Genomic DNA, 25,871 nt, shown 5'->3' on the forward strand with positions numbered 1-25,871 from the left:
GGTCAAAAGAAGATAAACTTTTTGTTGTCAGCTTGCGTTAATTTACTGAGTTCAGGTAGCCTTGAAATCGGCACACTTACGAGGGAGCCACCTAACACGGACAAGAATTGTTAGAAACATTATTTAGAGAAGTTAGTAAACGAAACAGTTACTGTACAAGCGTCAGCATCTACTTGCCTAGTCCCTACTCACTGGGGAAATTAATTGGATACATTAAGTAGACAACTTAACTAAGTATTCTGCTAAATTTGTGACGTGACCTCTTTAGGCTTAAAATAGCTTGTTTACAGTTTGCGGTGCAGAGTTTCGGACATATCCACCGCAACCCTGACCGTCGCTTCTTTGTCTGGTGCTTGCAGTTTGCTCATCAGGCTAGGCTCCTTTGATTGAATGGAAACTGGTTCTGGTGCAGATACTGCCGGTTGCGGTGGTATTTCAGTGGGCAATGCAGTTTCCGGTGGTAGTGGGGTTGCGGGCAATGCAGTTTTCGGTGTTAGCTGCTGTGGGGCGTTGGTGCTGACGATACAACGAATGGTGGTGTTGGTAGCGATGCACCTTCCCTTTCCTTTGTAACGAAGACAAACTCTTCCATCGCGCTGCCCATAGGCTATCGCTGGGGTTCCTGCGGGCACAAGGGAGATTTATATTTTCATTGGCGAGTGGCGATGTTACCGCGAGTGATGATTGAGTATCTGGCAATTCACGAAATGGTGCATTTGATTGAACCGCACCATAATCATGCGTTTTGGGATAGAGTCGAGCGGATTTTGCCAGATTTCGAGAAACGTAAGCGCTGGTTAGCTGAGAATGGAGTGAATTATGACCTTTAGCGAATCACAGGCGACGGCATCTATCTATAAATTAGTGCCGGGAAGTCAGAAAACTAGCATGGAGAAGCCAATGAGTTCACACTGCATTCGGCAAAGCTTCGCTTTCACCCTTAGCTCTCCCACATTTTTGTGAGCTTTTTGTGTGATAGGGCCGAGGCACGGGGGTAAATGAGCAGTCGTGCAGAGACTTACGCTAAGGCTGAAACTTTTACTGGATAAGCATTCTGGGAACTACTCTTTTTGTCTCTCAAAAACTTAAAGAGTTGAAAATTAAACTGTACCAATTAGAGCATAGATTTTTTGGTACAGCTTTTTTGTACGGCACAGTAAGGATTTGAGGCTTTTAAATTTCAGACAGATCAATTGGTACAGGTTTATAAGAGGCGAGCGCAATATTCAAAACGGCTAATCAATTCCTTAGCGTAAGTTTCTGTACGACTGCTCATTTCGCCCCAGAAATTACCAGCAGCTATGTTGGATGAAGCTGTTAAGTTTCTAGAATCTTTGTATGTTAAGGCCGATCGGGTAGAATAGCGATATTTTTTTCCCGTAGGGGCGATCGTAATGTTCTAGGTAATTCATTTCTCAATGTAGGATGCGGACTTCGCACCTTACCTATTTATGCCATCTAGCCTCGACTTTTCAAATAAATCTTTTCTTGAATTTTGCATAGTCTATCCCATGCCTTTGATCTGAAAAGCAGCCCAGAAGTAAGGATGACGGAAGGATTTATCATGGCTTTCGGAGAGCAGTAAGTTAGCAATTTTCTCATAATGTTTGGTGTGTTTTTCAAATCTTTTTGCTGTGCTTTCATCTTGATTTTGGTGAGCACGAATAATCAGCGTTTGATAGGCAGCAAGGCAATTAGAAACATCTTGATTGATTTCTGGAAACTCTTCTTTAAGTTGTCGCCAGCTTAGATTGTTGAGCCAAAGTTGCGCTTCTCTAAGAGAGCTAGCTAAAGTTTCCAAGGTATTGTTGTGTTGATGCCACACTAAATGAAGCTTGAGCATTAGTAAGGCAGTTGCAAATTCATCAACAGACCAAAGGGTGGTGATGAGCGATGACAAACCAGCGTGAAATAAAGCTCTTTCTAATCCTAATATCTCACTGCCTGATGTTGTTAAATCTCCTCTGCCAGTTAGACAGGCTGATAGAATCATTACCTTCGCGGTTGGATTTTCCAACGCACCATCCAGAATTTGAGCAGCAGAGATTTGTTTATTATAGAGACAGAGGTAGGTTTTGTCTAGGGGATCTCGTTCTGAGTCTGACTCTTGATAGTTGCCATGTCCGCTGTAGTGGATAACTTCAGCTTGTTCAAACTGGTTAGCAAAATGTTGGTCAACATCAGCGTTTTTGAGAACTGAGGGAGAATCATATAGTTGGGAAATGCGGTTTACTTCTATGCCAGACCAGAAAAGGTATTCTTGCGGGTTTGGATATTGTTCGACTCCAGCCACTAAAAACTTAGTGGGAATCTTGGTGCGAAAGTCCTCTCGCTGTTTTAGTAAGTACAGGAGACTGAGGCTAGGAGTAATCCTGATGCAGAATCGCTCTATTAGCTGCATACTCTCTTGGTCATACAAGATAGACCAGGGAAAGAATTGTAAATCACTATTGGCAGCAATTGTCAGAGAGTCATAGGTTTCGGGGAGATGCTGTAGCAGAGGAATGGTTAAGTTGTCGCTGATAAGAGCAAGGCTCTTCAAAGGTTTTTTTCTTTTGAGATCATTCCCTATTCCTTGACATAAAGCTTGTAGCTCTGAAACAGTTTGAGGGTCGTCAACGACATGGTGATGCAATTGCAAATGGTCGCTTTCTCGGTACAGAACAAAGCAGACAATTTTATCCCAAGGTTTATTTTTAGAAAAGCTCAGTTTATGGATAACGTGGAAGCAAAGAATTGCTTCGGTCTCGGAGATTGTACCGCTGCTCCATAATGCCTCAAAGGGAGTAAAACTCTCTCCTGGTTCGCTGGAATTTTTCCAGGTAAGAGTTTTGAGTTTGAAGAGGGTAGCAGATACTGGGTAGAGAGCTTCTAAATTTTCAAGTAGAGAATCTTTATGCTTAAGTAAGCGCTTTAATTTCTCTTCTTTTTCTTTGTAGAAGCCTATTTCTAATTGACGTTTAATTACAGTAGGCAAAAATTTGACTAAGAATGGAATTTCATAGGTGACAGATTGGGAAAAGTAAATGTTAAAGTCTACGTCTCGAATTTCCCCAAGCAGTTTAGCAAAATGACTTAAATTTTCCTCTGAGCTAGAAGAAAATGTTTTTCTCGATACTAAGTCAAGGACTGCCCGCGCTGTAGCACGTTCAGTATAATCAAAAGCTTCTCGATAATTACCCATCTGTATGAGAGCATCAATTGCCCAGTCATAATACTGAAGGTAACTACTGCCAAAGCTTACTCCTAGTTGGTCAGTGCTGATACTGTGACGAATACCCTCGTATAAAGTAATTCCTTTTTGAAGGGTGTTCAAACCTTGGTCAACTGAACCATTATTTATTAGAAATTTTCCCAAACAACATTGTAGAAATGCTACGTCTGTTTTACGTCCCTGTTCAGTAGCAGACTCGATCAAGTTTTCGATAATTTGAGGTGGTAAAGAATTTTTATCCAGAATTGCCATTAAAGAAATAAGTTTCTCATTATCTTTTAAAAAAAGATTCTTTAATTCTATTTTTAGACCTAATACTTTCAGCAAATAGCTAGGAGCTAATGCTGCTTGAATTTCTCGAAGGTTTGGCAAACAATCCGGCTGTTGTTTGTAAACAAAAGAATAAATTTTATTCTGCGTTTCAAAAAATAACTGTAGACTAGCCAATAATCGTAGTAAATCGTGGCGATTTTCTGTTAAAAATTTATTTCTATATTCTTTACTGCTTACATCAACAAGAGTTTGATTTAGAAAAAACTTAAACATATCCGCTGGTGATTGTAAATTAAGGATACTATCCTTGCTTGAAAGATCTGGTAACAGCAATAAAATAGATACAATATCTTTCCAATTTAATAATGTAGATATAGGAATTAAATCTTTAATATTAACATTCGATTGTTTTTGATTTGCATAGCTAATTTTCATCAAGTTGGAGAGGTAGATTGGAACAGAAATATTGTGCTTTTGCACTAAAATATATGCTTCATTAAGTAGTTTTTTTAAAGATTTAAACTGATGTGTTTCTAGATAAAAATAGCATATACTGTTAAAAATATCGTCTAGGTTATTTGATGATTTCGTGAATGATGATGGAGATTGGGCAAATACCCACAGGTTTTTATAAAGAATATCAGCCTCTTTCAAATTGCCTGCCAGAAAAAGTTTGAAAGCTGTACGGCCTAAAGATTTTTTATGATTAAAACCCGTATCAAAAAAATGTTTTTTTGTCAATATTTTTTGAGATAAATTTACAAGAAAGTCTCTTATTTCAGTCGATAGGGGAGCAAATTCATTATTGGTACATTGAAGCAGTAATGATTCAAGAACACTTATGTTGATAAAACTAGAGATTGGACTAAAAAGGCTACACGGCATCAACTGATTTAGTGAAAATGTTAAATATGGAAAGTAGAAACCAATTATTTGAACACCTAATTTATTAATGCTAAGTTTAATCTGCTTGTTTCTAATTATATTTGATAACCGGCTAATTAAAAACGGAAAAATAATCCCTAAAAAAATGTTAATAATCAACACAAAGTAACTAAAGGCACCATAAATCAACAAAATATATAATAAAATCCCTGCAACAGAGAAATCAATATTATTTAATTTAAGGGAGTTTCCCAAATTCAAAAAAGGTAAAATCATTGAACAAAAAGAGACTAAAATTATACTTGAAACAAAGATTGCCCCTGTAAATAAAGAAAAGTTTTTAACTATGTATAGCAAAACAAAAGTGGGAGTTGCTATAATAAAGCTCGGAGAGTAATATAATTTTTGAATTAAAAAATAGATTGGTAAACTCAATCCAAAAACACTCCAAATAAGGAGTAAAATACTAATCAAAGGTATCCATAGAAAAACAAATGCTATGCCTACACCAAAAATGTTTAGTAAGCTAAAGTCATGAAATAAGTATTGAAGAGCGCCCATTAAAAAATCATTAATCCAATCCAAATCAGTATTTCCTATATTTAATTTATAATTGGGAACTGAGTCTTGATTATTAATTGGTTGGGATAATAGAAGAAGTATAAAATATGCAATACCGCAACCACTCACGAAGAGGAGAATATATAAATTTGTAAGCAATCGCTTTAATTTTTTTTTAATAAAAATAAGATGTAATTTTGATGAAAAAGGAATTATTATTTGAAGCAATGCTGTTGGAAAAAAAGATATGAGAAATAAATTGAGCCAAAGGCTGGGCCAGTTAAACTTAAAGCCTAAAAAAGAAAAAGTAGGAGGCCCGCTACCAAATATCCAGTATCCAATTACAATAAATACCATTCCTAAGAAAAAAAGCTCTAAGCTACGCCAAAGAAAGACAATTCTTTGGCTTTTAGGAATGCACTGAAACACAATAAAAGCAAAAAAAAGAATAACTTTCAAAATATTTCCGCTCATTACTGCTAACCTCACCTATCTTTGTTGTTTAGATACGCTTATAGAAATTAATAATGTCTGCCGTAATTTTTTCAAGAAAATCTTGATCGAAATAGGCATCCACAGAATCCTCATCATGAGAATCTGATTTTGTCACCACAGCTAGATCATCAGGAAACAGCAGTTCTCGGAAGGCAGTTGCCAGCGCTTCATCTGTAGCATGATAACCGTACTGAACAATTTTTATAACCTGAGACAATTTTACCCATGAGTAACCCTGCCTTTTGCAAATACTTAACAAATTCTTAGCAAATGCCTCCTGTTCTCCAGTTGTTCTAGTGAGAGTAGTATCAACAAAAGGCGCATCCTGCTGAATCTGCAGCTTATTAATTTCAGACATTTGAGATTCAGAGAATAAACCCGCATCTAGCACATCAACACCCAACAACTCACTCAACTCTCCCGATTCAAAAAGAGCAATAATTTCCTCGATCTCCTCAGATGTTCCTTCTAATACAAATAACTGCCTGTTATTACCTTCAATGTTAGTCATATTTCCTCCATGAGCTACTGTTGACAACTACATAATTTTGCGGATTTTTATGTCAGGCTTGCCATTTTTATGGAAAATCTCTGCCATTTCTTCTAAAGTAATATTACCTTCAAGAAGGAAAAATCCTTTATTATTATCATCTTTTTTTTCATTTTTGAGTGGGGTTTGAGAGATTTTTGTGTAGCCTCGCTCTTTCAGTATTCTAATTATTTCAGACCACCCAGGGCGACGTTTGTATTTGTCATCAGGAAGATCCAATAGCTTTTTAAGATAAGGACTAATCCGTTTTGACATTTCAGAATTAATATTGTTGATCATCTTTTTCAAAGCTGGCTCTGCCAACAACTCTTCAGGCATAATAATTTTGTGATTGGTAAAATAATATGCTATTTGTCCGATACTGTATGAACAAAGCGACAGGCACAAAAAGATAATTTCATTGTCAGAAAGCTCTTTCGATTCTGGAAAAAAGTTACGTTTTATATCCCCTAATTCTTTTAATAAACGAGCCAAGTCGAGTGCTGATTTTTCTTCAGCCTCCACACATTCCTGGCAAAGTTCTTTTTCTGGCATCTTAAAAATCATCTTTTTGGTGAGGTAATCGGATTCTGAAGCCTAATTTCGCGAGTTGTGCTGGGCAATTTTAAAGTCCCCAACTCCTTGTTTGGGAGTTGTGTTGCTTGTTGTGGAATGGAATCGTTATTCTCTTGAATATCTGAGAAGCCCATCTTAAAGGTGTCTGGTAATCAGACTTCCATTGTATCTCAGAGGACTTAACCTGTCAATTCAATTTAGGAGTTGTTTACAGATGATAGCTCATCGCCCATCCAAGCCAAATTTGAATAGTGCCGACATGGGCAGCAAAAATAGCGAACTTGAGACTGCTTCCGGCACTCCATCTGAAGCAATTTTAGCTTTAACTAAGCGACTTAAAGCCTTAGAAGAGCTTCTAGAACCACTGAGTTACGAAGACTCAAGAAAATTTTTCGGCGGAACAGACTAAAGGTTTGACACAATCCGATCTCTCAAACTCCTGACCGTCGAAGAACAACAATATCCCCTAAAATCAACAATGGAGTCTCTAAAAATATGAATTGTCTTCACGCAGAAAAAGAATTTCCTCCTTGCCAAATTGTCCAACATCCCGACAAAAATCGAGAGCACATTTACTACTGCAAAGTATGCCAACAATTCTACGATGTTCGGGAAATTGGAGAAGAATCTGCTAACAGCCAGTTTATCGTCATCGCGGGCATTGCTTTGCTCATCTTTGGTATCACAATCATGTCCAATCCCGCCCCTTATACACCTGATGCACCCCGCATAGAAAGCTCTTACTCTGCTGAGTAGAACTAGAACTCCGGCTAAGGATTAGCCGGAGTTCTAGTTTTTCAGTTTTTTAATTTCTCTATCAATCAAATCCCTAATCAGATTTCACACTAAACCTATGCTGGAATTAGAGAGTAACAATAGCGTTGACACTTCCATTAACAGTGAATTCAGCAGCCAATTAGAAATTCACAAAATCCGCGCCAATTATGCTCAGGAAGTCAAGGGAATCGCAGAATTTATCAAACAACATATGGCTGACAGAACCGAGGAAGAAATCACCGAGGAAGAAATGGAAAAAGTCGCCAGACAAGCCCACAGTTTGCGGCGCGAAATCGGCATCAAATATAAGGATTTAACTCCCGAACCGTCGCGCGATCGCATTTACGCCCGCAACCTCAAAAAATACGGCGATTCACTAGGCCCCACCATCGAATATTTGCGGGCGATAGGTAAGACTTGGCTGCAAATTCTCGAAAGCGCTAGCCGTCCCAACTTAGGCGATATCAATGATATATTGAGGGAATAAAACAACGTGTCCCATGAAAGTTAGACAAATCAGTCAATCCCTCAACTCTGATCAATTGATTTTAGTTATAGATGGAGGTGAAACCCCATCAGATTTATCCGATATAAAAAATAATCTGAGGGAAATGTTTTCTGCACTTGTCAGTGAAGAATTAGTTGGAGTAGATCAAATTTATATAGACCTAAAAATTGAAGAAAATCTAGTAATATTAGCTTGGGATACAATGGCAGGCATTTCAATTGAGTGTGAGAACTTAGAACTAAGAGATAAAATATTTCAATATTTGCAAGAATTATGGTTAATCCGAATTTGAAACAGGAATCAGGGCGGGTAAGCACCATCCACTGCCCCCACCCAAAAAGCATTTTTCAATCTTTCCTGACACTATCGGGCACGCCCACCGCCGAAATACCCGATATCGCCCTTAAGTTTTGACACCGAATCAATTCATTAAAATCCAAACTGCGCCCTTCAATTTGCGCCACAGCCTAGATCGCCCCAAGCAAATGTCCGGCCGCTTCGGCTTCGTTGTAACCACGCCTTCCCGCTACTCTAATCGCCCCCTCGTCAGCATCTAACTCTACTTGGGAACTGCGGTTGTCGCGCCAAATTCGAGTCATGGCGAGTCCCGTCAAACCGCCCGCGATTGCAGTGCCGATCGCATATCCCTGCAACAATTCTACAACAGTCCCGACAATTCCCGCCAGAGCCGCACCTTGATAAATATCCGGTTTAAACCACTTAAAACTGCACAGAAAACTTACATTCCGCAATAGCAGTAAATCCCGCTGCGGCTTAGATAGCAGCCGCCACAAATCAAAATTAATATAAATCGGGCGAGATTGATTCCAAGGCAAAGGAAAATCGCAGTCAATTACCGTTGATTGTTGTCGCTATAGCGTTACTGCCATCCCAGTCCACCAGGCTCTTCCTCACTCAAGGTGTTAAGAGTCAATTGCTCTGGCAAGGCAACTAAACATCAGATTCGAGATGCCGATCATCCAATGGAACTTCAATGTTCGCATTTGCGCGTTGCCGTCGGTCGCGGCTGGGGTGGCTGCCGATGGACGCGCATTCATTCCCAGCCAACGAGTGCCTGGAGACAAACGTACTGGAAATTTGAGAAAAGGATTCGATCACTTTGGCTAGGCTCCTGAGCATAGACAATATGGATGGCTTTGCCTAAACATGAAACATCTAAACATCCAACTATCTAGACATTCAGATGTTTAAACTGTAAAATCTAGTTGATGAACTCAGCACTAAACTTATGATAGTGACAATCGCCTCCTTCAAAGGCGGAGTTGGAAAGACTACCACCGCGCTGCACTTAGCGGCTTACTTGCAGACCAAAGCACCCGCATTGTTGGTAGATGGCGACCTCAACCGCAGTGCATTAGATTGGGCTGCTCGCGGTTCCCTGCCGTTCAAAGTAGTCGATGAAAAGCAAGGCGTGCGATATGCCAGGGATTACGAACACATCGTCATCGATACGCCCGCACGACCAACCCCAGAAGACCTGAAAACTCTAGCAGAAGGGTGCGATTTGCTTATATTGCCCAGCTCTCCCGATGCTATGGCCCTGAGCGCTATGCTGCAAATGGTCGAGGCTCTTTATTCTCTGAAATCCAATTACCGCATTTTGCTTACAGTCATCCCGCCCGCTCCGAGTAAAGTCGGGGCTGAATCTAGGGCAACCATCGAAAAAGCAGGATTGCCCATTTTCAAGTCTGATATAAGGAGGCTGGCGGTATTTCAAAAAGCTGCCCTCGCCGGGGTTCCCGTAAGCGCTATCAAAGACCCTTACGCTAAAGCTGCTTGGGGGTGCTACACCGCTGTTGGCAAGGAGATACTGCCATGAGTCGCTTTGATGATTTACTGAAGGCCAAGAAACTCAAGCCCGGTGAACCTGACCCTTCACCCAGTGTAGCGCTATCTAAAAGCAAAGACCCAAACTTTGTTCGCACTACCGTTTATCTGCCCAAAATTCTGCACCGCCAACTTAAATCCGCAGCAGCACAGTCGGGTCAGGAAATGAGCGAGCTGGTCGAAAAGTCCGTGGCCCAATACCTCCAACAGTTAAATCCTGACGATAACATTTAAACATTTGGACGTTTGAATGTTTAAGCATTTTACCCCCCCTCTAAAAACAAGAAACTGTCTCGCCTTGCGATTCCCGATTCCTTTTTGAGTCGCCCGCACGAACGGTTTACCTGTTAGGGATTACGGTGCTCGATCGCGACAACTATCTCTGTTTTCAGTCGAGCGCTCGAAAAGTTCGACCCCAATGGGAAAGCCCAAGGATTAGATGCTTGAATGTTCAAACATTTGAATGTTTGAACTTCTAGATAGCTCAACGTACAGAATCCCGTATTGTTGGGCGGTTGCTGCATTCATTCGGTTTAGTGTTGGGCTGCTGGTAAGCTTGGCATTGACATGAGAATGGGAGCGACTGACAGTGAGGAAATTGTGGCAACGGGGGGCGATCGCCAAGAGAGTTGGTAGGGATGATTAGCGACTGCAATCTAACTGCGCCCTCACCGCCGTCTCAGCTTCCTCAAATTGGTCTTGAGAAACCAAAAGGGTGCAGCAACCCAAACCAAGCACCAGAGAACCAATCAGCGAGCGCCATTAATAACAGTAGTTATTAATAACAAAAAATCATGAAAGCAGAACTTTCGATAGCCCGCCTTGAAGCTTCTCTCGATGCCAAAATTGAAAGATATTTCGATACTCTAGATACCGATCGAGACGTGCTCAAACAATTACTCGCCGACAAGCGCTCCGAAAATACTCGCCGCGCCTACGAGAGGGACGTGAATGACTTTTTGGTAACTATGACAGGGACGCCCGCCTTGCCTGATAACGTTTTGGAGTTTTTACACCTTGAGGAACGGCAAGCAGTTTCGGTGGTGTTGAAGTACAAAGCTAAGCTGATCGACAAGGGACTCAAGGAAGCGACTGTTAATCGGCGGCTGGCGGCGGTCAAGTCGTTGGTGGAAATGGGTCGCAAGCTCGGCGTGTGTCACTATACTTTAGGGGATATTAAGGGGGAGAAAATTGTCGGCTACCGAGATACAACGGGCGTTGATAGAGCCACTTTTGAGCGAATTTTGCAGCAGTGCGATCTGGCAACGAAAGCTGGCAAGAGAGACTATGCTTTGTTGCGCCTGCTATGGGGCAATGCTTTGCGACGGAACGAAATCAGTCAGTTGAGTGTTTGTGACTTTGACCCTGTTGGTAAGACTTTGCGGATTCTTGGCAAGGGACGCGGTACGCAAGCTGAGATGATCGATTTGGGTTCTGCGACGGTGCAGGCGATCGCCGATTGGTTGGAGGAAAGGGGAAGTTGCTCGCACGATAGTCCGCTTTTTATAGCACTTGACTCCGCTCACAGCGGACACAGACTTAGTGGCGACGGTATCTGCAAGATGGTTGTCCGCCACAGCGAAAAAGCTGGTATTAAAAAGCAGATGTCCCCTCACCGCATCAGACACAGCGCTATCACAGCGGCGCTGGACGCAACAGATGGGGATGTGCGGAAAGTTCAGAAACTCAGCAGGCACAGGAATTTGAATACCCTGATGGTGTACGACGATAATCGCAGTCGCGACCAAGGGGCGGCCGTTACCGACTTACTGGATGGGATGTTTTGAGCCAAGACAAATCCCCCAACTTTCGAGTAATTGAGGGATTTTGGTTTTGGCAATTCTCGGCAAGTGCGATCGCACTTGCCGACAGCCAACAGAACATCGGCCGCTCTTTTTGGTCAAATAATTTCAGATTTTAGATTCAGATTTTAGATTTTTGACAGTGCAGTTGCCGTGCAAACCGCGCAAAAACGGGAATCAACGTGTGTCAAGTTTTAATCCCTGATAAGGCTTTAGGGCTTTAGTGCGGTTTGCAGTAACGCAGTAAGTAACGAAGGAGTTTCAATCCCTGATAGGGTTTTAAGTGTTTGTGGCTTAACGCCATAGAAATTATCTCAGCACATCTCCGGGATGAACCGGGGTATAGATTTCTAATTCCCTTTTGGGGTTTACTCTTCAATCATCTCCAAAATCGCTTCGATGTCTGCGAGCGACGCAGTTGATTTCTTGTGTTTGGCTTTCAGCCTGTTTAGTAGGTCAGCAGCCTCTGGTAGCTCAATTTCAGGGGGTGGGGTATGGTACAGTTCAATCCTCATGTCACTCACTAAATTCTGTAAGCGCCTATTCTCAGACTTTAACCACGCCACTTCCTCGGCTTCAGTCCTTGTGTCATGCGATTGAGACTGTTTCTTTTCTACTTCGGAACCACTACGGCTATTTGCTGTGTCACGCGATTGAGACTGTTTTTTGTCTACTTCGGAACCGCTACGAATATCTGCTGTGTCACGCGGTTCGATTTTTTTGTCAAGTTGTCGGGCATAATCTAGAGTAGCGTTAGCCAGGGCGATCGGAACTCGAATAGTGCGAGTTGGGCCGCTCTGCCAAGCTGCTTTAAAGCGGGAATCTTTGATTGAGTCTTCGTGTCCTTTAGGGTTTGGCATAACAAATGAATCCCTTGTGTCATGCGTTTCATTTACGATAGCAGTAACACTGAATAGTGTCAAGCGCGTGACACACGGTTTTGTTTTTGCCAAGAGTTAGCGGGGTGATGGCTATTTTTCCGACGGTCTTCTAAATTTTTTCATTTCGGCTTAGTGCAACAACAGATAAAAGTTTTTTAATTACAATGTAGAAGGATAAAAGGTTAAGATAAATGAGCGCATAGCTCATCTATATCAACTGACTGCTAAGAAAGTAAGAATTGGTGAGGGAGTAAATAACTATGCCACTGACCGTTGGGGGTGCATTTGATCAATTCCGTAGAGATGTTGTCGATCTCGATCCTGAGAATACCAAAAAAGCAAGGGCAAGCCGAGATAATTTGTTTACCCAAATAAAAATACTAGCCAAGAACAATTCGGATTTTCCAGAGCTTAAATCTGACACCCCATTTATAAATTTTGGCTCCTTTGCGAGGAGAACCAAAATAAAACCTTTAGATGATATCGATTTCTTGGTTATACTTAATGGCAGTAAGAGAGTTGCTGAGAAAGTTAGCTTATTTCGTACACACAAGCTCCAATTCATTAGACCTTCAATTGCTTTAATGGGTACTCGACCCTCAATGGCATTGGAACAGTTCTTAGATGACAATGACTATATTAATTCAACGATACTTTTGAATAGAATTAAATGTCATCTTTCTTCTGTAAAAAATTATGAAAAAGCAGAAATTCGTAGACGTGGAGAAGTTGTAACGCTAAAGCTAAATTCTTATAGCTGGAATTATGATATTGTTCCTGCTATTCCAATGCTTAATAATTACGGTGGTACAGCTTACTTTTTAATTCCTGATGGTAAGGGTAATTGGAAACCTACAGACCCTCGAATAGACGAGGATAATACTACTAGAGTTAATAAATATCACGACGGAAAGTTTCTTCCAGTTGTTAGGTTGCTGAAATATTGGAATAGTATAGCTTATAATAGACCAAGGTTATCATCCTACTACTTTGAGACTTTGGCAATTAAAGTTTTTGAGTTGTCTCCAAAATTTGCTAGTTTACCACATGGAGTGAAGTTGTTTTTTGACAGGTGTCCGTATTATCTTAACCAGCCTTGCCCAGATCTTAAATGTTTAGAGCCGGATTTAGATGCCGACTTAGATTGGTCGCAAAAAGAAAAAGTCAGAGAGGCGATGGCTAGTGCTTCAGTGTATGCTGGATATGCTTTAACTTACGAACTAAATTCAAAACACAAAGACGCAATTAAACACTGGCAAAGTATTTTTGGCTCGAAATTTCCTAACTATGATTAATAACTCCCCTCCAAATGATGATTTACAGCCACTATCTCAAGCTTATTTTGAGCTTGCGAAAAAATGGTGGTGGTTGAGTATTAGTTGTAAATTTTTTGTGTTTCTTGTTGGTTTAACTTCTGCCCTGTTGGTAATTTTTCCAATCTACGCACCTTTTTTAGCGGCAATTCTAGAAATTGCTTCTGAAATTTCTTTATGGCGGTCGGATACGATAAAAGACATTGCTGAAGCATTAAGGAGAAAACTTGATGCTAGAGATTCTTTTGGTTGGTCAATATCCAATACAGAATTATCGGATTTATATATCAAAACTCCTGATAGTTTGCATAAACTAGCTCCTCGTGAAACTCAAGGAGAAAATTATTTTGCAAGTCAACGACCTTTAGGTGAAAAAAAAGCTCTTGAGAATATTCAAGAGTCCGCATGGTGGAGCAAACATTTATCTGAAAAAATGTTTCAGTATTGTTTAGTAATCTCCCTTTCTCTTTTTGTCATAGTTTTAGGTAGCCTTATCATTTGTATCCAAACTTTAAGCAATAGGGATGCTCTGATAAATATTGGGCGTATCGTAACTTCTAGCCTGATGCTGTTTTTTGTACTCGGATTATTTCGTAGAGTTATAGGTTACTACGAATTCAGTCAAAAAGCTTCTCAAATTGAGTCAAGAATTGAAGTTTTACTTAATACGCAGAATGTTACCGAATCTGATGCAATTAAGATAATGCACGAATATCAACTAGCTCGTTCTAGCAGTCCATTAATTCCCTCTTTTATCTGGAAGCAGATGCGCGGAAAACTCAATATAATGTGGACAAAATACCGCCAGCAACAAACCCATTAAAATTTTAAGCAACAGAGAGTAGTTGGATAACAGGGCTTTACACTGGAAGAAAACTAAGCAAATTTGCTTAGTTTCTTTATCTAGGCACTATAATCCTTACCCCTCCATCAGGATAAGCAAATTTTCCCACTCACTCCAAAACCTTGTTCTAGGCGAGGATACTCAACTTTTCCAGCCTGGGGGTTGTACCTTTTGCAGCTTCATTAAAATACAAGTAATTCCAAAAGCGCCTCAAAGTCAGCCCCATTCACTTTAGACTTTTTCCGCTTAGCCCAGAGCTTGCTAAAACTCATGGTCGCGTCGGATGTTAATTTTTTGGAAGGAATGATGATCGGAACATAATTTTGGTTTAGCTTGGAGAATTTCACCTCACTTTACTCCCGATCAGCGCCTTCTGTTTCAAGTTTCGATTTAGCTTCCGCCAATTGTTGTTTAAGTGATTCTTTTTCACTTTCAGAGTTACCTAGCTCTATATGCAACCGCTGATTTTCAGCCCGTACTGCTTTTAATTCGTCACTACGTGAGTCAAGCTCATCTTTAGCGCGTAACAAAGATAGAGCAGACTGCATCTCTGTACCAGGACGAATAATTTCAGCATCGTCACTAAAGTAATAAGACACCCAACGTATATTTTCGTTAGAAGTTCGATTATAAAAATAACAAGCAATTTGCTGTGTTTTTGGACTCTCCATTAACCGAATAAAAGGAAGAACCTCAATAGGACGCTGCTGAGTTTTATGTAAAATATAAAGCTTTTTCTCATCCATTGGGACAAGAGTTTGCACTATTTGTTTTTTAAAAGTAGTTTTTGTACCCAATAAGGCACTAACCTCATATTTATAAATTTCTTCGCTATATTTGCAGCTACCCGGGCAAAGCATTAAAGAAGTTTCCCAACGATCTGAAATTATCTGCCGAACTCTGGCTAGACTAGATTCCAACAAAGTTAGACGATGTTCATTTTCTTTAGAATTAGTAGCTCCTCCATGTCCTTTCCACTCGTTGCGATATTTGCAAATTTCATCCAGTTCATTAAATAATTTCTTGTCAGTGAGCATTTTTAAAAAATCGGACTCTGGTTTCCCAAATGCTTCTAAAAGTCTTTCTTGCTTTGTTTTATCATCTTTAAGTCTACGGGTTGCTTTAGCTAAATTTCTACCTAAATGTATCCAGCTTGCAAAACTAGGCGTAAGCTCCCAGCCTTTATATTTTGGGTCTAAATTTATCCAAGCTACTGACTCTTCATTATAAAAATTTGAGTCTGCTGCATAAGAACTCAACATTACAATACATATAAATTGAGATAAGGCTTCAAAAAAGTGAAATAGATGGTCTACTTTATCTTTAGCATTATCATCAGCATGATAAACCCAAAGAATTGATGCGAGAGGAAAAGGCAATGACTCAAGCCAAGCCTCAAAATTATCAACATGATTTAACAAACTAACAGCCTTCTGAGTTTCTTTATACTTTTGCGGGTAGTTCCATAGCTGTTTTTCTAAAGCCTCTATTTCTGTAGATAGATTAGTAATAACGGATTTAATACCAATAATTTTTCTCTGAACCTCTGGCTCAGGTAGATATAAATTTATATTAAATACCTCGGATTTACGTATCTGTACGATATACCTATCAGTGCGTTCTGAATGTAATTCTCGAATTTTGTGACCTAACGGTGTATTCAAAAAATTAGCTACATACTCGGCAATAGCTTTCTCAGAATTTAAAACTATTTGAATGTAGTCCTGCTGCTCTTGAATATTGAGACTAGCTAGCGAATAAACAGTAAGTTTTCTCCTTGTTATCGGTAAGTAAACAGCATTTGGAAGGTCAGAAAACTCTTCAGTTTGTGTACTTGTGAAAAAATTGATCGTTGTACAAAGTTGTGAAATTGGGATAGGTAACAACCCTAAATCTTTAACACTTCTTTCAATATCATATTGAGCAACGAGTTTTGGAAAGGAACGGAAAGACGTTAACTCAACTAATGCGCCCTGATGGGGAGGAGTTTTTGCCGTTTTTCGCGCTTTGAGATTTTTTAGTAAAGTATTACTATTACTCAAGTCAGAGGTTAGCTCACCTACAAATAAACATGAAGCTTTTTTTCTTTTAATAATAATCAATAACCCCGGCATCACCGCCCCAGGATCAAAATTTCCAAACGGTATATACAACACAGCATCAATAAATAAACCGAAGCGTTCCAAGTTATTATAAATACTGCTCTCTTTTTCTTGCTCTTTCAGAAATGCTGGTGGGACTATAAAGAAACCCACTCCTTCTGCATCTAGCCGTAGTGCAGTTTTCAAAATTATTAGGTTTGTCCAAGAGTCCTCAAGCTCAATTACATTATTTTCTACAGTCAGTGTTAGCGAGCTGAGATGAGATAGAAAAGGTGGACACCCAATAACCACATTAAATTTAGTATTAATTTCATCTAGTATTAAAAGCGGATCACCTAATCTCCAATCAATTGTTGTATCTTGATGCAGTAGCTTTGCTACTTCGTATTCGCTAATAAGGTTATTAATACCAATTGCTACCGAAGGCTTAAAGTTTTTAACAAGTACAGACAATATCTCACCCATGCCAGCCCAACAATCAAGAATTGTTTTAGCCATTGATCCGCTAAGATAGGAGGCGATAAAAGTAGAGATAAAGTCAGGGCAAAAGATTAAACTAAAGGCGTTCGCGTCCCCTTCTCGCACAATAAGCGAACGTATCTGCTCTAAATCATTCGGAATGTTTTGAGCCTTGGCTTCTTTAAGGATAGAAAGTGAATGAGGAAGATGCTTTCTAACAAATACCTCATCCATTTGTCTACTAATTTGTAATCCCATACTACTCAGAAAAAGTAACAGTATTTTTCCATCTATGACTTGCAGCTACTACAGCTACCTCAGTATATAGGTATATGCTGACCCAGGACTTAAAACCGCTACAGCTTCATCAGGATAGGTACATATCTTGACCCAGGGCTTAAAACTAGCTACAGCTTCATCAGAATATAACAGCTTCCCCGCCTATCCTCACTGTACTCACAATGGCGGGTTTCCTTTACTTTTCGCAACCTATACCATCCTTATCTCTATGTTACAGCTTCGCTACTGGAGTTTTAATCTTCCTGTGTAATATTAGGAACGATTTGTCTCTACTTGAAACTCGGTGAAAACCTTTGCCTGCTCTAACACTAGCTCGATCGCAAGAGCTTGCATATCGGGTGGATAGCCGTATTCTCTCAATAGACGTTTGACCATCACCTTCATTCGGGCTCGGACGCTTTCTTTGAGATTCCAGTCGATGGAAGCGTTTTTGCGTACCCGTGGTACCAGGACGATCGCCAATTCTCGCAATTGGTCTTGTCCCATCACGTTCCGCGCACTCTGGGTTTGGGCCTGGTTGTTACCCCCCAGATTGGTCGCTTGGATGAGATTTTAAGGGAGACGGCAATTAAGTCTCTATCCAGAGGGTTTAAGAAGGTTGAAAAGACTGTTTTGCAGGAAGTGGCTAGGGAGTACGCATGACTTATAGTGAAATTCAGCCTTGGCTATTTGCGATCGCACTTTTGTCAGGAGAAAGTTTAAGTCATTTTTTAGGACGGTTTAGGAGAGGCAATCACTTAACGCCTAGTTAGTGTAGGGCAAATAGCGAAAATTGGGCTGTAGTGGCACGTTGGAACGCTTTCATTTCAATTCTTATCCTAATCAGCCATCGCCATCAGCTTAAGCTTTTAGCGAAGTGTCCCCAGTGTGAAGCACAATTCAAGATACCTGCACTGTGGGAGAATGGGAGATGCGATCGCTGTCGGTTGCCGTTTGGGAGGATGGCAGAGTATCAGAAAGCTATTTGAGCGAAGTGTTTTTCTTGATAAAGTTCGTGTTCAGCAGCTACCAGTAACTTTCGCGATGCACTAAAAGCTTTCGTTAGTCCGCTACAACACAGTTATTAAACTGCTTTGCCGAAAAAAGTCCTCTACAGACACTAACTAATGTCACAGGATAACACGCTCAATTCACCCAACTTTGCTTTCCTAAAGGTTCACGAACCACTGTTAGTAAGCTTAGGAACGCTGGCAGAGCAATACTTTGCCACTGACCCCGTAACCTGTTTGATGAAACTGCGTCAGTTTGGGGAAGTCTTGGCGCAGTTGGTCGCAGCGAATGCTGGTCTTTACAAGAGTGACACCGAGGAATCCCAAATTGAGTTACTTAACCGCTTACGGGATAAGGGCTTTCTTCCTGGTCAGATTAACCAATTCTTCCACGAGTTACGCCGCGCGGGAAATGATGCCAACCACGCCCTATCGGGCGACCATCGCGCAGCATTAAGTAACTTAAAGTTGGCCAGGGAACTGGGTATCTGGTTTCAGAAGAGTTTTGGTAGAGATACGAACTTTAAAGCTGGGGCGTTTATTCCACCACCTGACCCGGTGAGGGAAACCGAGGCACTCAAGCAGGAGTTAGAACGGCTGCGGCAGGAAGCCAACGAAAGCCGAACGGCTGTGGAAATGGCGTTAGCGAAAGTAGCGGAGGAGGCGCAACTGAGGCAGTTAGCCGAACAGTTGCTGCAAGACGCTGAAGCAGAAGCAAAAGAAGCCTTGAACCATCTGACTCAACTGCAAGCGAGTGCTGTTAGTCAGCCCCCTGAAGTTCTACAACAAACCATTAGCCAAGCACAGCAGGCGGAGAAGGAAGTTGTTCTGGATGAGCCAGAAACACGTCGTTTAATTGATGCTCAGTTGAGGGCAGGGGGTTGGGAGGTAGACTCAGAGGAACTTACCTATGCTAGTGGCACCCGTCCTCAAAAGGGGAGAAACTTAGCGATCTCAGAATATCCCACAGCACACGGACGCGCTGATTATGCGTTGTTTGTGGGATTGCAAGTTGTGGCGGTGGTGGAAGCCAAGCGCAGGAGTACAGACGTTTCCGGTGCCATTGACCAGGCGAAGCGCTACAGTCGGGGCTATCAAATCCAGGGGAACGAAACCTTACCAGATGGCAGTCCTTGGGGTGAGTTTAAAGTGCCATTTGTCTTTGCAACTAATGGTAGGGAGTTTTTAGAGCAACTGCGGACAAAAAGCGGTATTTGGTTTTGTGACTTACGCCGTCCGGAAAACTTGCGCCGTCCTTTACAAAGTTGGTATTCTCCCCAAGGATTGCTTGATTTACTCGAACAAAACATTGAGGAAGCGCATCGGAAGCTGGCTCAAGAAGAATTTAACTACAACTTCACGCTGAGGGAGTATCAGAAAAAGGCAATTCAGAAGGTTGAGGCAGGACTTGCCTCTGATAAGTGGCAACTTTTGGTGGCGATGGCAACGGGGACGGGAAAAACCAAAACCTGCATTGCTTTGGTTTATCGGTTGTTAAAAACTAAGCGCTTTCGTCGGGTGCTGTTTTTAGTTGACCGCACAGCGTTGGGAGAACAGGCGGCGAATGCGTTTAAAGATACTCGGATGGAGAGTCTTCAGACATTTTCCGATATTTTTGAGATTAAGGAATTGGGAGAGCGGGACATTGACAGCGATACTAAAGTTCATATCGCTACTGTCCAAAGCTTTGTCAAACGCTTGCTTTACCCTTCGGATGAAACGACTATCCTAACCGTTGACCAGTATGACTGCATTGTGGTGGATGAGTGCCATCGGGGGTATTTGCTTGACCAAGAGTTGAGCGAAACAGAGTTAACGTTTCGGGACTTTAACGAGTACATATCGAAGTATCGACGGGTGCTGGATTACTTCGATGCGGTGAAGATTGGTCTGACGGCAACTCCAGCGCTGCACACAACGCAAATCTTTGGAGAACCCGTTTACACTTACAGCTATCGGGAAGCGGTGATTGATGGCTGGTTGATTGACCACGAACCGCCCTATCGGATTAGGACGGCCCTTTCTGAAGATGGTATTGTCTGGAACCCAGGCGACCAGATGGAGTTTTTTGACCCCAAAACAGGGCAGCTAGATTTGGTTCACGCCCCGGATACTGTCCGCATTGATGTTGAGCAGTTTAATAAGCGGGTGGTAACGCAAGAGTTTAATCGGGTGGTTTGTGAGTATTTAGCGGAAAATATTGACCCTGCGTTACCGGGAAAAACTCTGATTTTCTGCGTCAATACCACTCATGCCGATATTGTGGTCGATCAATTGAAAATTGCTTTGGAAAACAAGTATGGTAGCGTCGAAGATGACTCGGTGCTGAAGATTACCGGCAATGCCGATAAGCCGTTGCAGTTGATTCGCCGCTTTAAAAATGAGGTCAATCCCAAAATTGCGGTGACAGTAGATTTGTTGACGACGGGGATTGATGTTCCAGAAATCTGCAATGTCGTGTTTATGCGACGGGTGAATTCCCGGATACTTTACGAACAGATGTTGGGGCGGGCGACTCGACTGTGTGACGAGATTGGTAAAGAGGTGTTTCGGGTGTTTGATGCGGTAGATATTTATACCGCCATCTCAAAGGTGTCCGAGATGAAGCCCGTAGTCAATCAGCCTAATTTTTCCTTTAGCCGGTTGGTCGATGAGTTGGGGAGAGTGCAGAATTCGGCGGCGGTTGAGAGTATTATTAATGAACTGTTGGCGAAGTTGCAGCGCAAAAAGCGATCGCTCTCGGATGACAGCAAGGAGGCAATTGAAACGCTGGCGGGAATGCCTGTTGAGGGCATGGTAAGCCATTTACGCGAATCTAGCCCCAGTGAGGCAGCGCAGTGGTTGCGGGATAGAAAAGAAATCGCCCAAATGTTAGACCGACGGGATGGCGGGATGCAAGCAGTTCTCATTTCCCGGCATCAGGATGTGTTGAGGAGTGTGGAACGAGGCTATGGGGATGCCGAACGACCGCAAGACTATCTGGATGGCTTTAGAGCCTTTTTGCGGGAGAATTTGAATAAACTCCCGGCGCTGCTGGTGGTGACTCAGCGACCGCGTGACTTGACGAGGGCGCAACTTAAGGAACTGCGTTTGTTGTTGGATGCGGCGGGGTTTTCGGAAACTAATCTGCAAGTGGCGTGGCGGGAGATGACGAATGAGGATATTGCTGCTTCGATTATTGGGTTTATCCGGCAGGCGGCGTTGGGGGATGCTTTAATGCCTTATGGCGAACGGGTGGATAAGGCGATGAGGAAAATCCTGGCGAGTAGCGCTTGGACTGCACCGCAGCGCAAGTGGTTGGAGCGAATTGGTCAGCAGTTGAAGACAGAGGTTATTGTAGACCGAGATGCTTTTGACCGGGGAGCGTTCAAGGCGCAAGGTGGAGGATTTGAGAGAATTAATAAAGCGTTTGATGGGCGGTTAGAGGAGATTTTAGTGGAAATTAGCAGTAACCTTTGGGAGAATGCAAGTTAGAATTTGTAGAACTTGAACAATTAGAAAAATTTTTAAGAATCACACACAAAGTTGTTCTGAATATTGTTGTTTTTTAATTTCAAAGTGACTATGAATTATAGACCTAAGCATCGCTCTCTATTAAATACCAAAGCTACTGTAATTTCGCTGGTAGTAATGGTTATTGGTTCGTTGATGTTGCTGTTAGAGTTCTTTCCCTGTCAATCGATAGAGCGATTTATTCAATGGAAGCTAGATTTTTGGCCTCTTATTATGGGAATTTTCTATTTATTTTTTATAATTCTCTTTCTCTGGCCGATTTGGTGGTCAATTTATTCAGATAACAACTTAGCTCGAAAAGACATTTCAGCTATAAGGATTTCTGTAGTTTGGACAATAGCTCTTTTATATCCTTGGCTTATTGGGCTTAGTATGGCTACGATAGCTTTTCCGAAAATCTATACTTTTTTGAGGTCGGGAGTTGCACTACTGGTACTCAATCGGAATTTTTGGAAGCACATCGAGCCATGGGAGAGAAAAGCCGCTATAGTTCCTTGGGGAATTAGTGTAATGTTTTGCTTGGCTATCTTTTTAAGCGAAACCCCTTATATTACGCAGGAAAATTTCAATTCAAAGTTATCGGAATTTGAAGCGGTAGTGGCTTTAGTTGATTCCGGGAGTTTGACTCCTAATAATGAGGGTTTTGTCGAGCTTCCCTGCCGATATAGCTATCTTGCAAATAGGGGCAATAAGTTCGTTCGAGGAAATATCAAAATTACTAAAGAAGGAGAGGCGAAAATCATTCAATTCCGGCAAAGGACTTATGGATTTGGAGATGGAGCTGCTGATTTTATTTACAGGTCAGATAATAAAGATATCTCCCGTCCTTATGATTCAATGGGTAATGGAGTTATTAAAGTTAAAGACCATTGGTTTTGGCAATCTTTAAGTTACTAAAATTGCTAAACTGTTGAAGGCATATTTTAATCAAGAACCGAGTGAACGCAACGACCGATATTGTCCAAAAACTCTGGAGCTTGTGCCACGTCCTGCGGGATGATGGCATTACTTACCTGCAATACGTCACCGAACTGACTTACCTGCTGTTTCTCAAGATGGCGCAGGAGACGGGGGTGGAAGACCAATTGCCCCAAGGGTTACGCTGGGCAGATTTGACGGCGAAAGAGGGGATAGAACAATTGACATTCTACCGCTCTCTGCTGCTGGAATTGGGATCTAAAGCTTCATCGCTACGGGTGCAGGCAATTTTTGCCAACGCTCAAACGGCGCTGAAACAACCGCGCATTTTAAGTAAGCTGGTCGAAAGTATTGATAAGTTGGACTGGTATTCTGCCAAAGAGGAAGGGTTAGGCGACCTCTACGAGGGGCTATTAGAGAAGAATGCCAGTGAGAAGAAGTCCGGGGCAGGGCAGTATTTTACGCCACGTCCGCTGATTGACTGCATGGTGTCCTTGATTAAACCGCAAGCAGGGGAACTAATCCAAGACCCAGCAGCGGGAACGGGAGGGTTTTTGATTGCGGCTGACCGCTATGTTAAACGACGCACGGATGACTTGTTTACCCTCTCGGAAACTGAACAGGTGTTTCAACGGCAGCAGGCGTTTTATGGGATGGAGTTGGTGCAGGATGCCCACCGCTTGTTGTTGATGAATATGATGCTGCACGGGATTGAGGGAGAGGTGACGTTGGGGGATACTCTCTCACCGGATGGGCAGCGGTTGGCGAAGGCTAAGGTGATTTTGACGAATCCGCCTTTTGGTACGAAGAAAGGAGGTGGCAGTCCGACGCGGGATGATTTTACCTATCCCACCTCGAACAAGCAGTTGGTATTTTTGCAGCACGTTTATCGCAGTCTGCTACCGGAAGGACGGGCGGCGGTGGTGTTACCGGATAACGTGTTGTTTGAGGATGGGCAGGGGCGCAATGTTCGCGCTGACTTGATGGATAAGTGCAACCTGCATACGATTTTGCGGCTACCTACGGGGATTTTCTACGCCCAAGGGGTCAAGACGAATGTGCTGTTTTTCCAAAGGGGGACGACGGAGAAGGGCAATACTAAGGAAGTGTGGGTGTATGACCTGCGGACGAATATGCCCAGTTTCGGGAAGCGGATACCCCTGATGCGATCTCATTTTAATGAGTTTGAGTTGGCGTATGGGGATGACCCGAATGGGAAGAGTCCGCGTGTTGACCAAGGGGAAACGGGGCGCTGGCGCTGTTTTAACCGTGAGGAGATTGCCAAGCGGGGGAATAACCTCGATATTTCTTGGTTGAGGGATGAGAGTTTGCAATCGGAGGATGGTTTGCTGGAACCAGATGTGATCGCGGCTGAGATTATGCTAAGGTTGCAGACAGCGATGGAGGAGATGGAAGCGCTGTCGGAATTATTAGAAGGTGAAGAAATAGCGTGACTGAGGATAGAGATAATTTGCCAGAACTTCCTACAGGCTGGGTATGGGTAAGCTGGGAACAAATAGGGTTTTGTCAGAATGGACGTGCTTTTCCCAGTAAGGAATATCAGTCAAGTGGTGTTAAATTACTCCGTCCCGGTAATCTTCACAAGAGCGGTAACGTTCTTTGGACGGAGGAAAATACACGGTATTTACCAGAGCAATATGCAAAGGAGTTTCCATCCTATATTGTTGGCTCTGAAGAGTTAATCATAAACTTGACGGCTCAATCGCTTCAAGATGAGTTTCTAGGACGTATATGCCTTACAGAAAAATCCGAGTATTGTCTTCTAAATCAACGGATTGCTCGTCTGACTCCAATCCAGATACCTCCCAGGTATCTTTTATGGCTGTTTAAATCGCGCTTATTTAGAAAGTTTGTTGATAGCCTGAACACAGGCAGTTTAATACAACACATGTTCACTTCTCAAATAGAGAAGTTTAATTTACCACTACCTCCCCTCAACGAACAACGCCGCATAGTTGCCAAAATTGAGGCGTTGAAGGCTCGGAGCCAGCTGGTGAAGGAGGAACTTGAGGCGATTCCCGTCCTCTTAGACCAGTTCCGTCAATCAGTCCTCGCCGCCGCTTTCCGTGGCGACCTCACCGCTGATTGGCGAGAGAAAAACCCTGATGTTGAACCTGCATCAGTTCTGTTAGAGCGCATTCGTGCTGAACGCCGTCGCCGTTGGGAAGAAGCTGAACTGGAGAAGATGAAAGCTCAGGGGAAAACGCCCAAAGATGATAAGTGGAAGGAGAAATATAAAGAATTTTTACCTGTAAACAACCCAAGCGTTTTTGAAAAATCAGTAATACCTACCCAGTGGAGTTGGGTAACTATTGGTGATGTGGCTGAATGTCTTGATAAAATGCGTGTTCCTATTAATAAGGATGAACGTGAAAAACGGATAGGTGATATTCCTTATTATGGTGCTAATGGTCAAGTGGGTTGGATTGATGATTATATATTTGATGAAGCTCTTGTGGTTGTAGTTGAAGATGAAACTTTTATTGGTCGAACAAAACCATTCTGCTATAAGATTTCTGGAAAATCATGGGTGAATAACCATGCTCATGTGCTTCGAGCAACAGATGGCGTTGAAATTGACTATGTTAATTACTCATTAATGTTCTATCCCTTCATCCCTTTGACATCTGGTTCTACAGGGAGAAGAAAGTTAACTCAGGCTGCATTGATGTCTGCTCCATATCCCGTTGCACCGCTAGCTGAACAACAAGAAATCGTCCGCCGTGTTGAACTATTTTTCAAAACTGCCGAGCAAATTGAGCAACAATACCAAGAAGCTAAAGCCTACCTAGACAAACTCAATCAATCCATCCTTACCAAAGCCTTCCGAGGCGAATTGGTTCCCCAAAACCCCAACGATGAACCCGCCTCCGTCCTCTTAGAACGCATTCGCGCCGAATGGGAGAAGTTGGATACAAAGAAAAAGGCAAAAGGTAAAACTGAAAAGAAAAGCTGCAAGGCAAAACCTGAAGCCAAAGAACCGAAACAATTGAGCTTACCGGGATTCGAGTAACCCTGTAGCTCGCGTCAAAGCCGCCATTACTCAGAACAATTACTGCGTCA

Annotated in this window: 22 protein-coding genes and 1 pseudogene; 15 read left to right on the forward strand and 8 right to left on the reverse strand. The window is 42.2% G+C overall.

From position 1 onward, the window contains the following. Nucleotides 1–284 precede the first annotated feature (284 nt). Nucleotides 285–632, reverse strand: coding sequence for a hypothetical protein (locus tag QT979_RS17390; protein WP_333311205.1), 348 nt, complete (start codon nt 630–632; stop codon nt 285–287). Nucleotides 633–665: 33 nt separating this feature from the next. Between QT979_RS17390 and QT979_RS17395 the strand changes: the two genes are divergently transcribed. Next, nucleotides 666–830, forward strand: coding sequence for a M48 family metallopeptidase (locus QT979_RS17395; protein WP_333311206.1), 165 nt, complete (start codon nt 666–668; stop codon nt 828–830). A 674-nt stretch (nt 831–1,504) separates the two neighbouring features. Here QT979_RS17395 and QT979_RS17400 read toward each other — a convergent pair. Genes QT979_RS17400 through QT979_RS17410 form a run of 3 tightly spaced genes read right to left on the reverse strand, consistent with a single transcriptional unit; the run spans nt 1,505 to nt 6,512 of the window. Then, nucleotides 1,505–5,407 (reverse strand): CHAT domain-containing protein, encoded by a 3,903-nt coding sequence (locus tag QT979_RS17400; RefSeq protein WP_333311207.1) that lies wholly within the window; start codon nt 5,405–5,407, stop codon nt 1,505–1,507. A gap of 28 nt (nt 5,408–5,435) precedes the next feature. After that, nucleotides 5,436–5,939 (reverse strand): hypothetical protein, encoded by a 504-nt coding sequence (locus QT979_RS17405; RefSeq protein ID WP_333311208.1) that lies wholly within the window; start codon nt 5,937–5,939, stop codon nt 5,436–5,438. Nucleotides 5,940–5,966: 27 nt separating this feature from the next. Next, nucleotides 5,967–6,512 carry a hypothetical protein gene (locus QT979_RS17410; RefSeq protein ID WP_333311209.1) on the reverse strand — a complete coding sequence of 182 codons (546 nt, stop codon included), beginning with the start codon at nt 6,510–6,512 and terminating at the stop codon, nt 5,967–5,969. Between the two features lie 235 nt (nt 6,513–6,747). On the opposite strand from QT979_RS17410, the gene QT979_RS17415 reads away from it, so the two are divergent. The 4 genes from QT979_RS17415 to QT979_RS17430 all read left to right on the forward strand — a co-directional run bounded on the left by QT979_RS17415 (nt 6,748) and on the right by QT979_RS17430 (nt 8,110). Continuing rightward, nucleotides 6,748–6,942, forward strand: a complete 195-nt coding sequence (locus tag QT979_RS17415) for a hypothetical protein (protein WP_333311210.1) — start codon at nt 6,748–6,750, stop codon at nt 6,940–6,942. An 86-nt stretch (nt 6,943–7,028) separates the two neighbouring features. Then, nucleotides 7,029–7,289, forward strand: coding sequence for a hypothetical protein (locus QT979_RS17420; protein WP_333311211.1), 261 nt, complete (start codon nt 7,029–7,031; stop codon nt 7,287–7,289). Nucleotides 7,290–7,386: 97 nt separating this feature from the next. Continuing rightward, nucleotides 7,387–7,797 carry a hypothetical protein gene (locus QT979_RS17425; protein ID WP_333311212.1) on the forward strand — a complete coding sequence of 137 codons (411 nt, stop codon included), beginning with the start codon at nt 7,387–7,389 and terminating at the stop codon, nt 7,795–7,797. Nucleotides 7,798–7,810: 13 nt separating this feature from the next. Continuing rightward, a complete protein-coding gene (locus QT979_RS17430) occupies nt 7,811–8,110 on the forward strand; it encodes a hypothetical protein (RefSeq protein WP_333311213.1) in 300 nt (99 codons plus the stop codon). Nucleotides 8,111–8,285: 175 nt separating this feature from the next. On the opposite strand, the pseudogene QT979_RS17435 reads toward QT979_RS17430, so the two are convergent. Then, a pseudogene (locus QT979_RS17435) lies at nt 8,286–8,675 on the reverse strand (DUF3318 domain-containing protein); the annotation flags it as partial. A 112-nt stretch (nt 8,676–8,787) separates the two neighbouring features. Between QT979_RS17435 and QT979_RS17440 the strand changes: the two are divergent. The 4 genes from QT979_RS17440 (at nt 8,788) to QT979_RS17455 (ending at nt 11,453) form a co-directional block, all read left to right on the forward strand. After that, entirely contained in the window at nt 8,788–8,946 is a 159-nt protein-coding gene (locus QT979_RS17440; RefSeq protein ID WP_333311214.1) for a hypothetical protein, read from the forward strand. 121 nt (nt 8,947–9,067) lie between these two features. After that, nucleotides 9,068–9,658 (forward strand): ParA family protein, encoded by a 591-nt coding sequence (locus tag QT979_RS17445; RefSeq protein ID WP_333311215.1) that lies wholly within the window; start codon nt 9,068–9,070, stop codon nt 9,656–9,658. Beyond that, entirely contained in the window at nt 9,655–9,900 is a 246-nt protein-coding gene (locus tag QT979_RS17450) for a CopG family transcriptional regulator (RefSeq protein ID WP_333311216.1), read from the forward strand. Before QT979_RS17445 ends, QT979_RS17450 begins: the two co-directional genes overlap by 4 nt. Before the next feature lie 560 nt (nt 9,901–10,460). Continuing rightward, nucleotides 10,461–11,453, forward strand: coding sequence for a tyrosine-type recombinase/integrase (locus tag QT979_RS17455; RefSeq protein WP_333311217.1), 993 nt, complete (start codon nt 10,461–10,463; stop codon nt 11,451–11,453). A gap of 383 nt (nt 11,454–11,836) precedes the next feature. Here QT979_RS17455 and QT979_RS17460 read toward each other — a convergent pair whose 3' ends face one another. Then, nucleotides 11,837–12,328 (reverse strand): hypothetical protein, encoded by a 492-nt coding sequence (locus tag QT979_RS17460; protein ID WP_333311218.1) that lies wholly within the window; start codon nt 12,326–12,328, stop codon nt 11,837–11,839. Between the two features lie 281 nt (nt 12,329–12,609). On the opposite strand from QT979_RS17460, the gene QT979_RS17465 reads away from it, so the two are divergent. Together QT979_RS17465 and QT979_RS17470 are read left to right on the forward strand one after the other, a co-directional pair. After that, entirely contained in the window at nt 12,610–13,644 is a 1,035-nt protein-coding gene (locus QT979_RS17465) for a hypothetical protein (RefSeq protein WP_333311219.1), read from the forward strand. Continuing rightward, nucleotides 13,637–14,485, forward strand: a complete 849-nt coding sequence (locus tag QT979_RS17470) for a hypothetical protein (protein ID WP_333311220.1) — start codon at nt 13,637–13,639, stop codon at nt 14,483–14,485. The genes QT979_RS17465 and QT979_RS17470 overlap by 8 nt, the downstream gene beginning before the upstream one ends. Nucleotides 14,486–14,859: 374 nt before the next feature. On the opposite strand, the gene QT979_RS17475 is transcribed toward QT979_RS17470, so the two are convergent. Continuing rightward, entirely contained in the window at nt 14,860–17,325 is a 2,466-nt protein-coding gene (locus QT979_RS17475; RefSeq protein ID WP_333311221.1) for a hypothetical protein, read from the reverse strand. 294 nt (nt 17,326–17,619) lie between these two features. Beyond that, nucleotides 17,620–17,913, reverse strand: coding sequence for a type I restriction enzyme endonuclease domain-containing protein (locus tag QT979_RS17480; protein WP_333311237.1), 294 nt, complete (start codon nt 17,911–17,913; stop codon nt 17,620–17,622). 560 nt (nt 17,914–18,473) lie between these two features. Here QT979_RS17480 and hsdR point away from each other — a divergent pair. The 4 genes from hsdR to QT979_RS17500 all read left to right on the forward strand — a co-directional run bounded on the left by hsdR (nt 18,474) and on the right by QT979_RS17500 (nt 25,821). After that, nucleotides 18,474–21,830: a type I restriction-modification system endonuclease gene (hsdR, locus tag QT979_RS17485; RefSeq protein ID WP_333311222.1), complete on the forward strand. Its 3,357-nt coding sequence runs from the start codon at nt 18,474–18,476 to the stop codon at nt 21,828–21,830. Nucleotides 21,831–21,920: 90 nt separating this feature from the next. After that, nucleotides 21,921–22,766 (forward strand): hypothetical protein, encoded by an 846-nt coding sequence (locus tag QT979_RS17490; RefSeq protein ID WP_333311223.1) that lies wholly within the window; start codon nt 21,921–21,923, stop codon nt 22,764–22,766. Between the two features lie 41 nt (nt 22,767–22,807). Further along, nucleotides 22,808–24,241: an N-6 DNA methylase gene (locus QT979_RS17495; protein ID WP_333311224.1), complete on the forward strand. Its 1,434-nt coding sequence runs from the start codon at nt 22,808–22,810 to the stop codon at nt 24,239–24,241. Next, nucleotides 24,238–25,821 carry a restriction endonuclease subunit S gene (locus tag QT979_RS17500; protein WP_333311225.1) on the forward strand — a complete coding sequence of 528 codons (1,584 nt, stop codon included), beginning with the start codon at nt 24,238–24,240 and terminating at the stop codon, nt 25,819–25,821. Before QT979_RS17495 ends, QT979_RS17500 begins: the two co-directional genes overlap by 4 nt. The last annotated feature ends 50 nt before the right edge of the window (nt 25,822–25,871 follow it).

The organism is Microcoleus sp. w2-18bC1, from assembly GCF_036700365.1.
Classification (GTDB): Bacteria; Cyanobacteriota; Cyanobacteriia; order Cyanobacteriales; family Microcoleaceae; genus Microcoleus.

Bases quoted from the DNA above. Each gene is read 5' to 3' on its own strand.
- QT979_RS17430 (WP_333311213.1), top strand. From the start codon at position 7,811: ATGAAAGTTAGACAAATCAGTCAATCCCTCAACTCTGATCAATTGATT.
- QT979_RS17415 (WP_333311210.1), top strand. From the start codon at position 6,748: ATGATAGCTCATCGCCCATCCAAGCCAAATTTGAATAGTGCCGACATG.
- QT979_RS17460 (WP_333311218.1), bottom strand. From the start codon at position 12,328: ATGCCAAACCCTAAAGGACACGAAGACTCAATCAAAGATTCCCGCTTT.
- QT979_RS17400 (WP_333311207.1), bottom strand. From the start codon at position 5,407: ATGAGCGGAAATATTTTGAAAGTTATTCTTTTTTTTGCTTTTATTGTG.
- QT979_RS17465 (WP_333311219.1), top strand. From the start codon at position 12,610: ATGCCACTGACCGTTGGGGGTGCATTTGATCAATTCCGTAGAGATGTT.
- QT979_RS17395 (WP_333311206.1), top strand. From the start codon at position 666: ATGTTACCGCGAGTGATGATTGAGTATCTGGCAATTCACGAAATGGTG.
- QT979_RS17405 (WP_333311208.1), bottom strand. From the start codon at position 5,939: ATGACTAACATTGAAGGTAATAACAGGCAGTTATTTGTATTAGAAGGA.
- QT979_RS17475 (WP_333311221.1), bottom strand. From the start codon at position 17,325: ATGGGATTACAAATTAGTAGACAAATGGATGAGGTATTTGTTAGAAAG.
- QT979_RS17440 (WP_333311214.1), top strand. From the start codon at position 8,788: ATGCCGATCATCCAATGGAACTTCAATGTTCGCATTTGCGCGTTGCCG.
- QT979_RS17450 (WP_333311216.1), top strand. From the start codon at position 9,655: ATGAGTCGCTTTGATGATTTACTGAAGGCCAAGAAACTCAAGCCCGGT.
- QT979_RS17425 (WP_333311212.1), top strand. From the start codon at position 7,387: ATGCTGGAATTAGAGAGTAACAATAGCGTTGACACTTCCATTAACAGT.
- QT979_RS17445 (WP_333311215.1), top strand. From the start codon at position 9,068: ATGATAGTGACAATCGCCTCCTTCAAAGGCGGAGTTGGAAAGACTACC.
- QT979_RS17420 (WP_333311211.1), top strand. From the start codon at position 7,029: ATGAATTGTCTTCACGCAGAAAAAGAATTTCCTCCTTGCCAAATTGTC.
- QT979_RS17410 (WP_333311209.1), bottom strand. From the start codon at position 6,512: ATGCCAGAAAAAGAACTTTGCCAGGAATGTGTGGAGGCTGAAGAAAAA.
- hsdR (WP_333311222.1), top strand. From the start codon at position 18,474: ATGTCACAGGATAACACGCTCAATTCACCCAACTTTGCTTTCCTAAAG.
- QT979_RS17470 (WP_333311220.1), top strand. From the start codon at position 13,637: ATGATTAATAACTCCCCTCCAAATGATGATTTACAGCCACTATCTCAA.
- QT979_RS17455 (WP_333311217.1), top strand. From the start codon at position 10,461: ATGAAAGCAGAACTTTCGATAGCCCGCCTTGAAGCTTCTCTCGATGCC.
- QT979_RS17490 (WP_333311223.1), top strand. From the start codon at position 21,921: ATGAATTATAGACCTAAGCATCGCTCTCTATTAAATACCAAAGCTACT.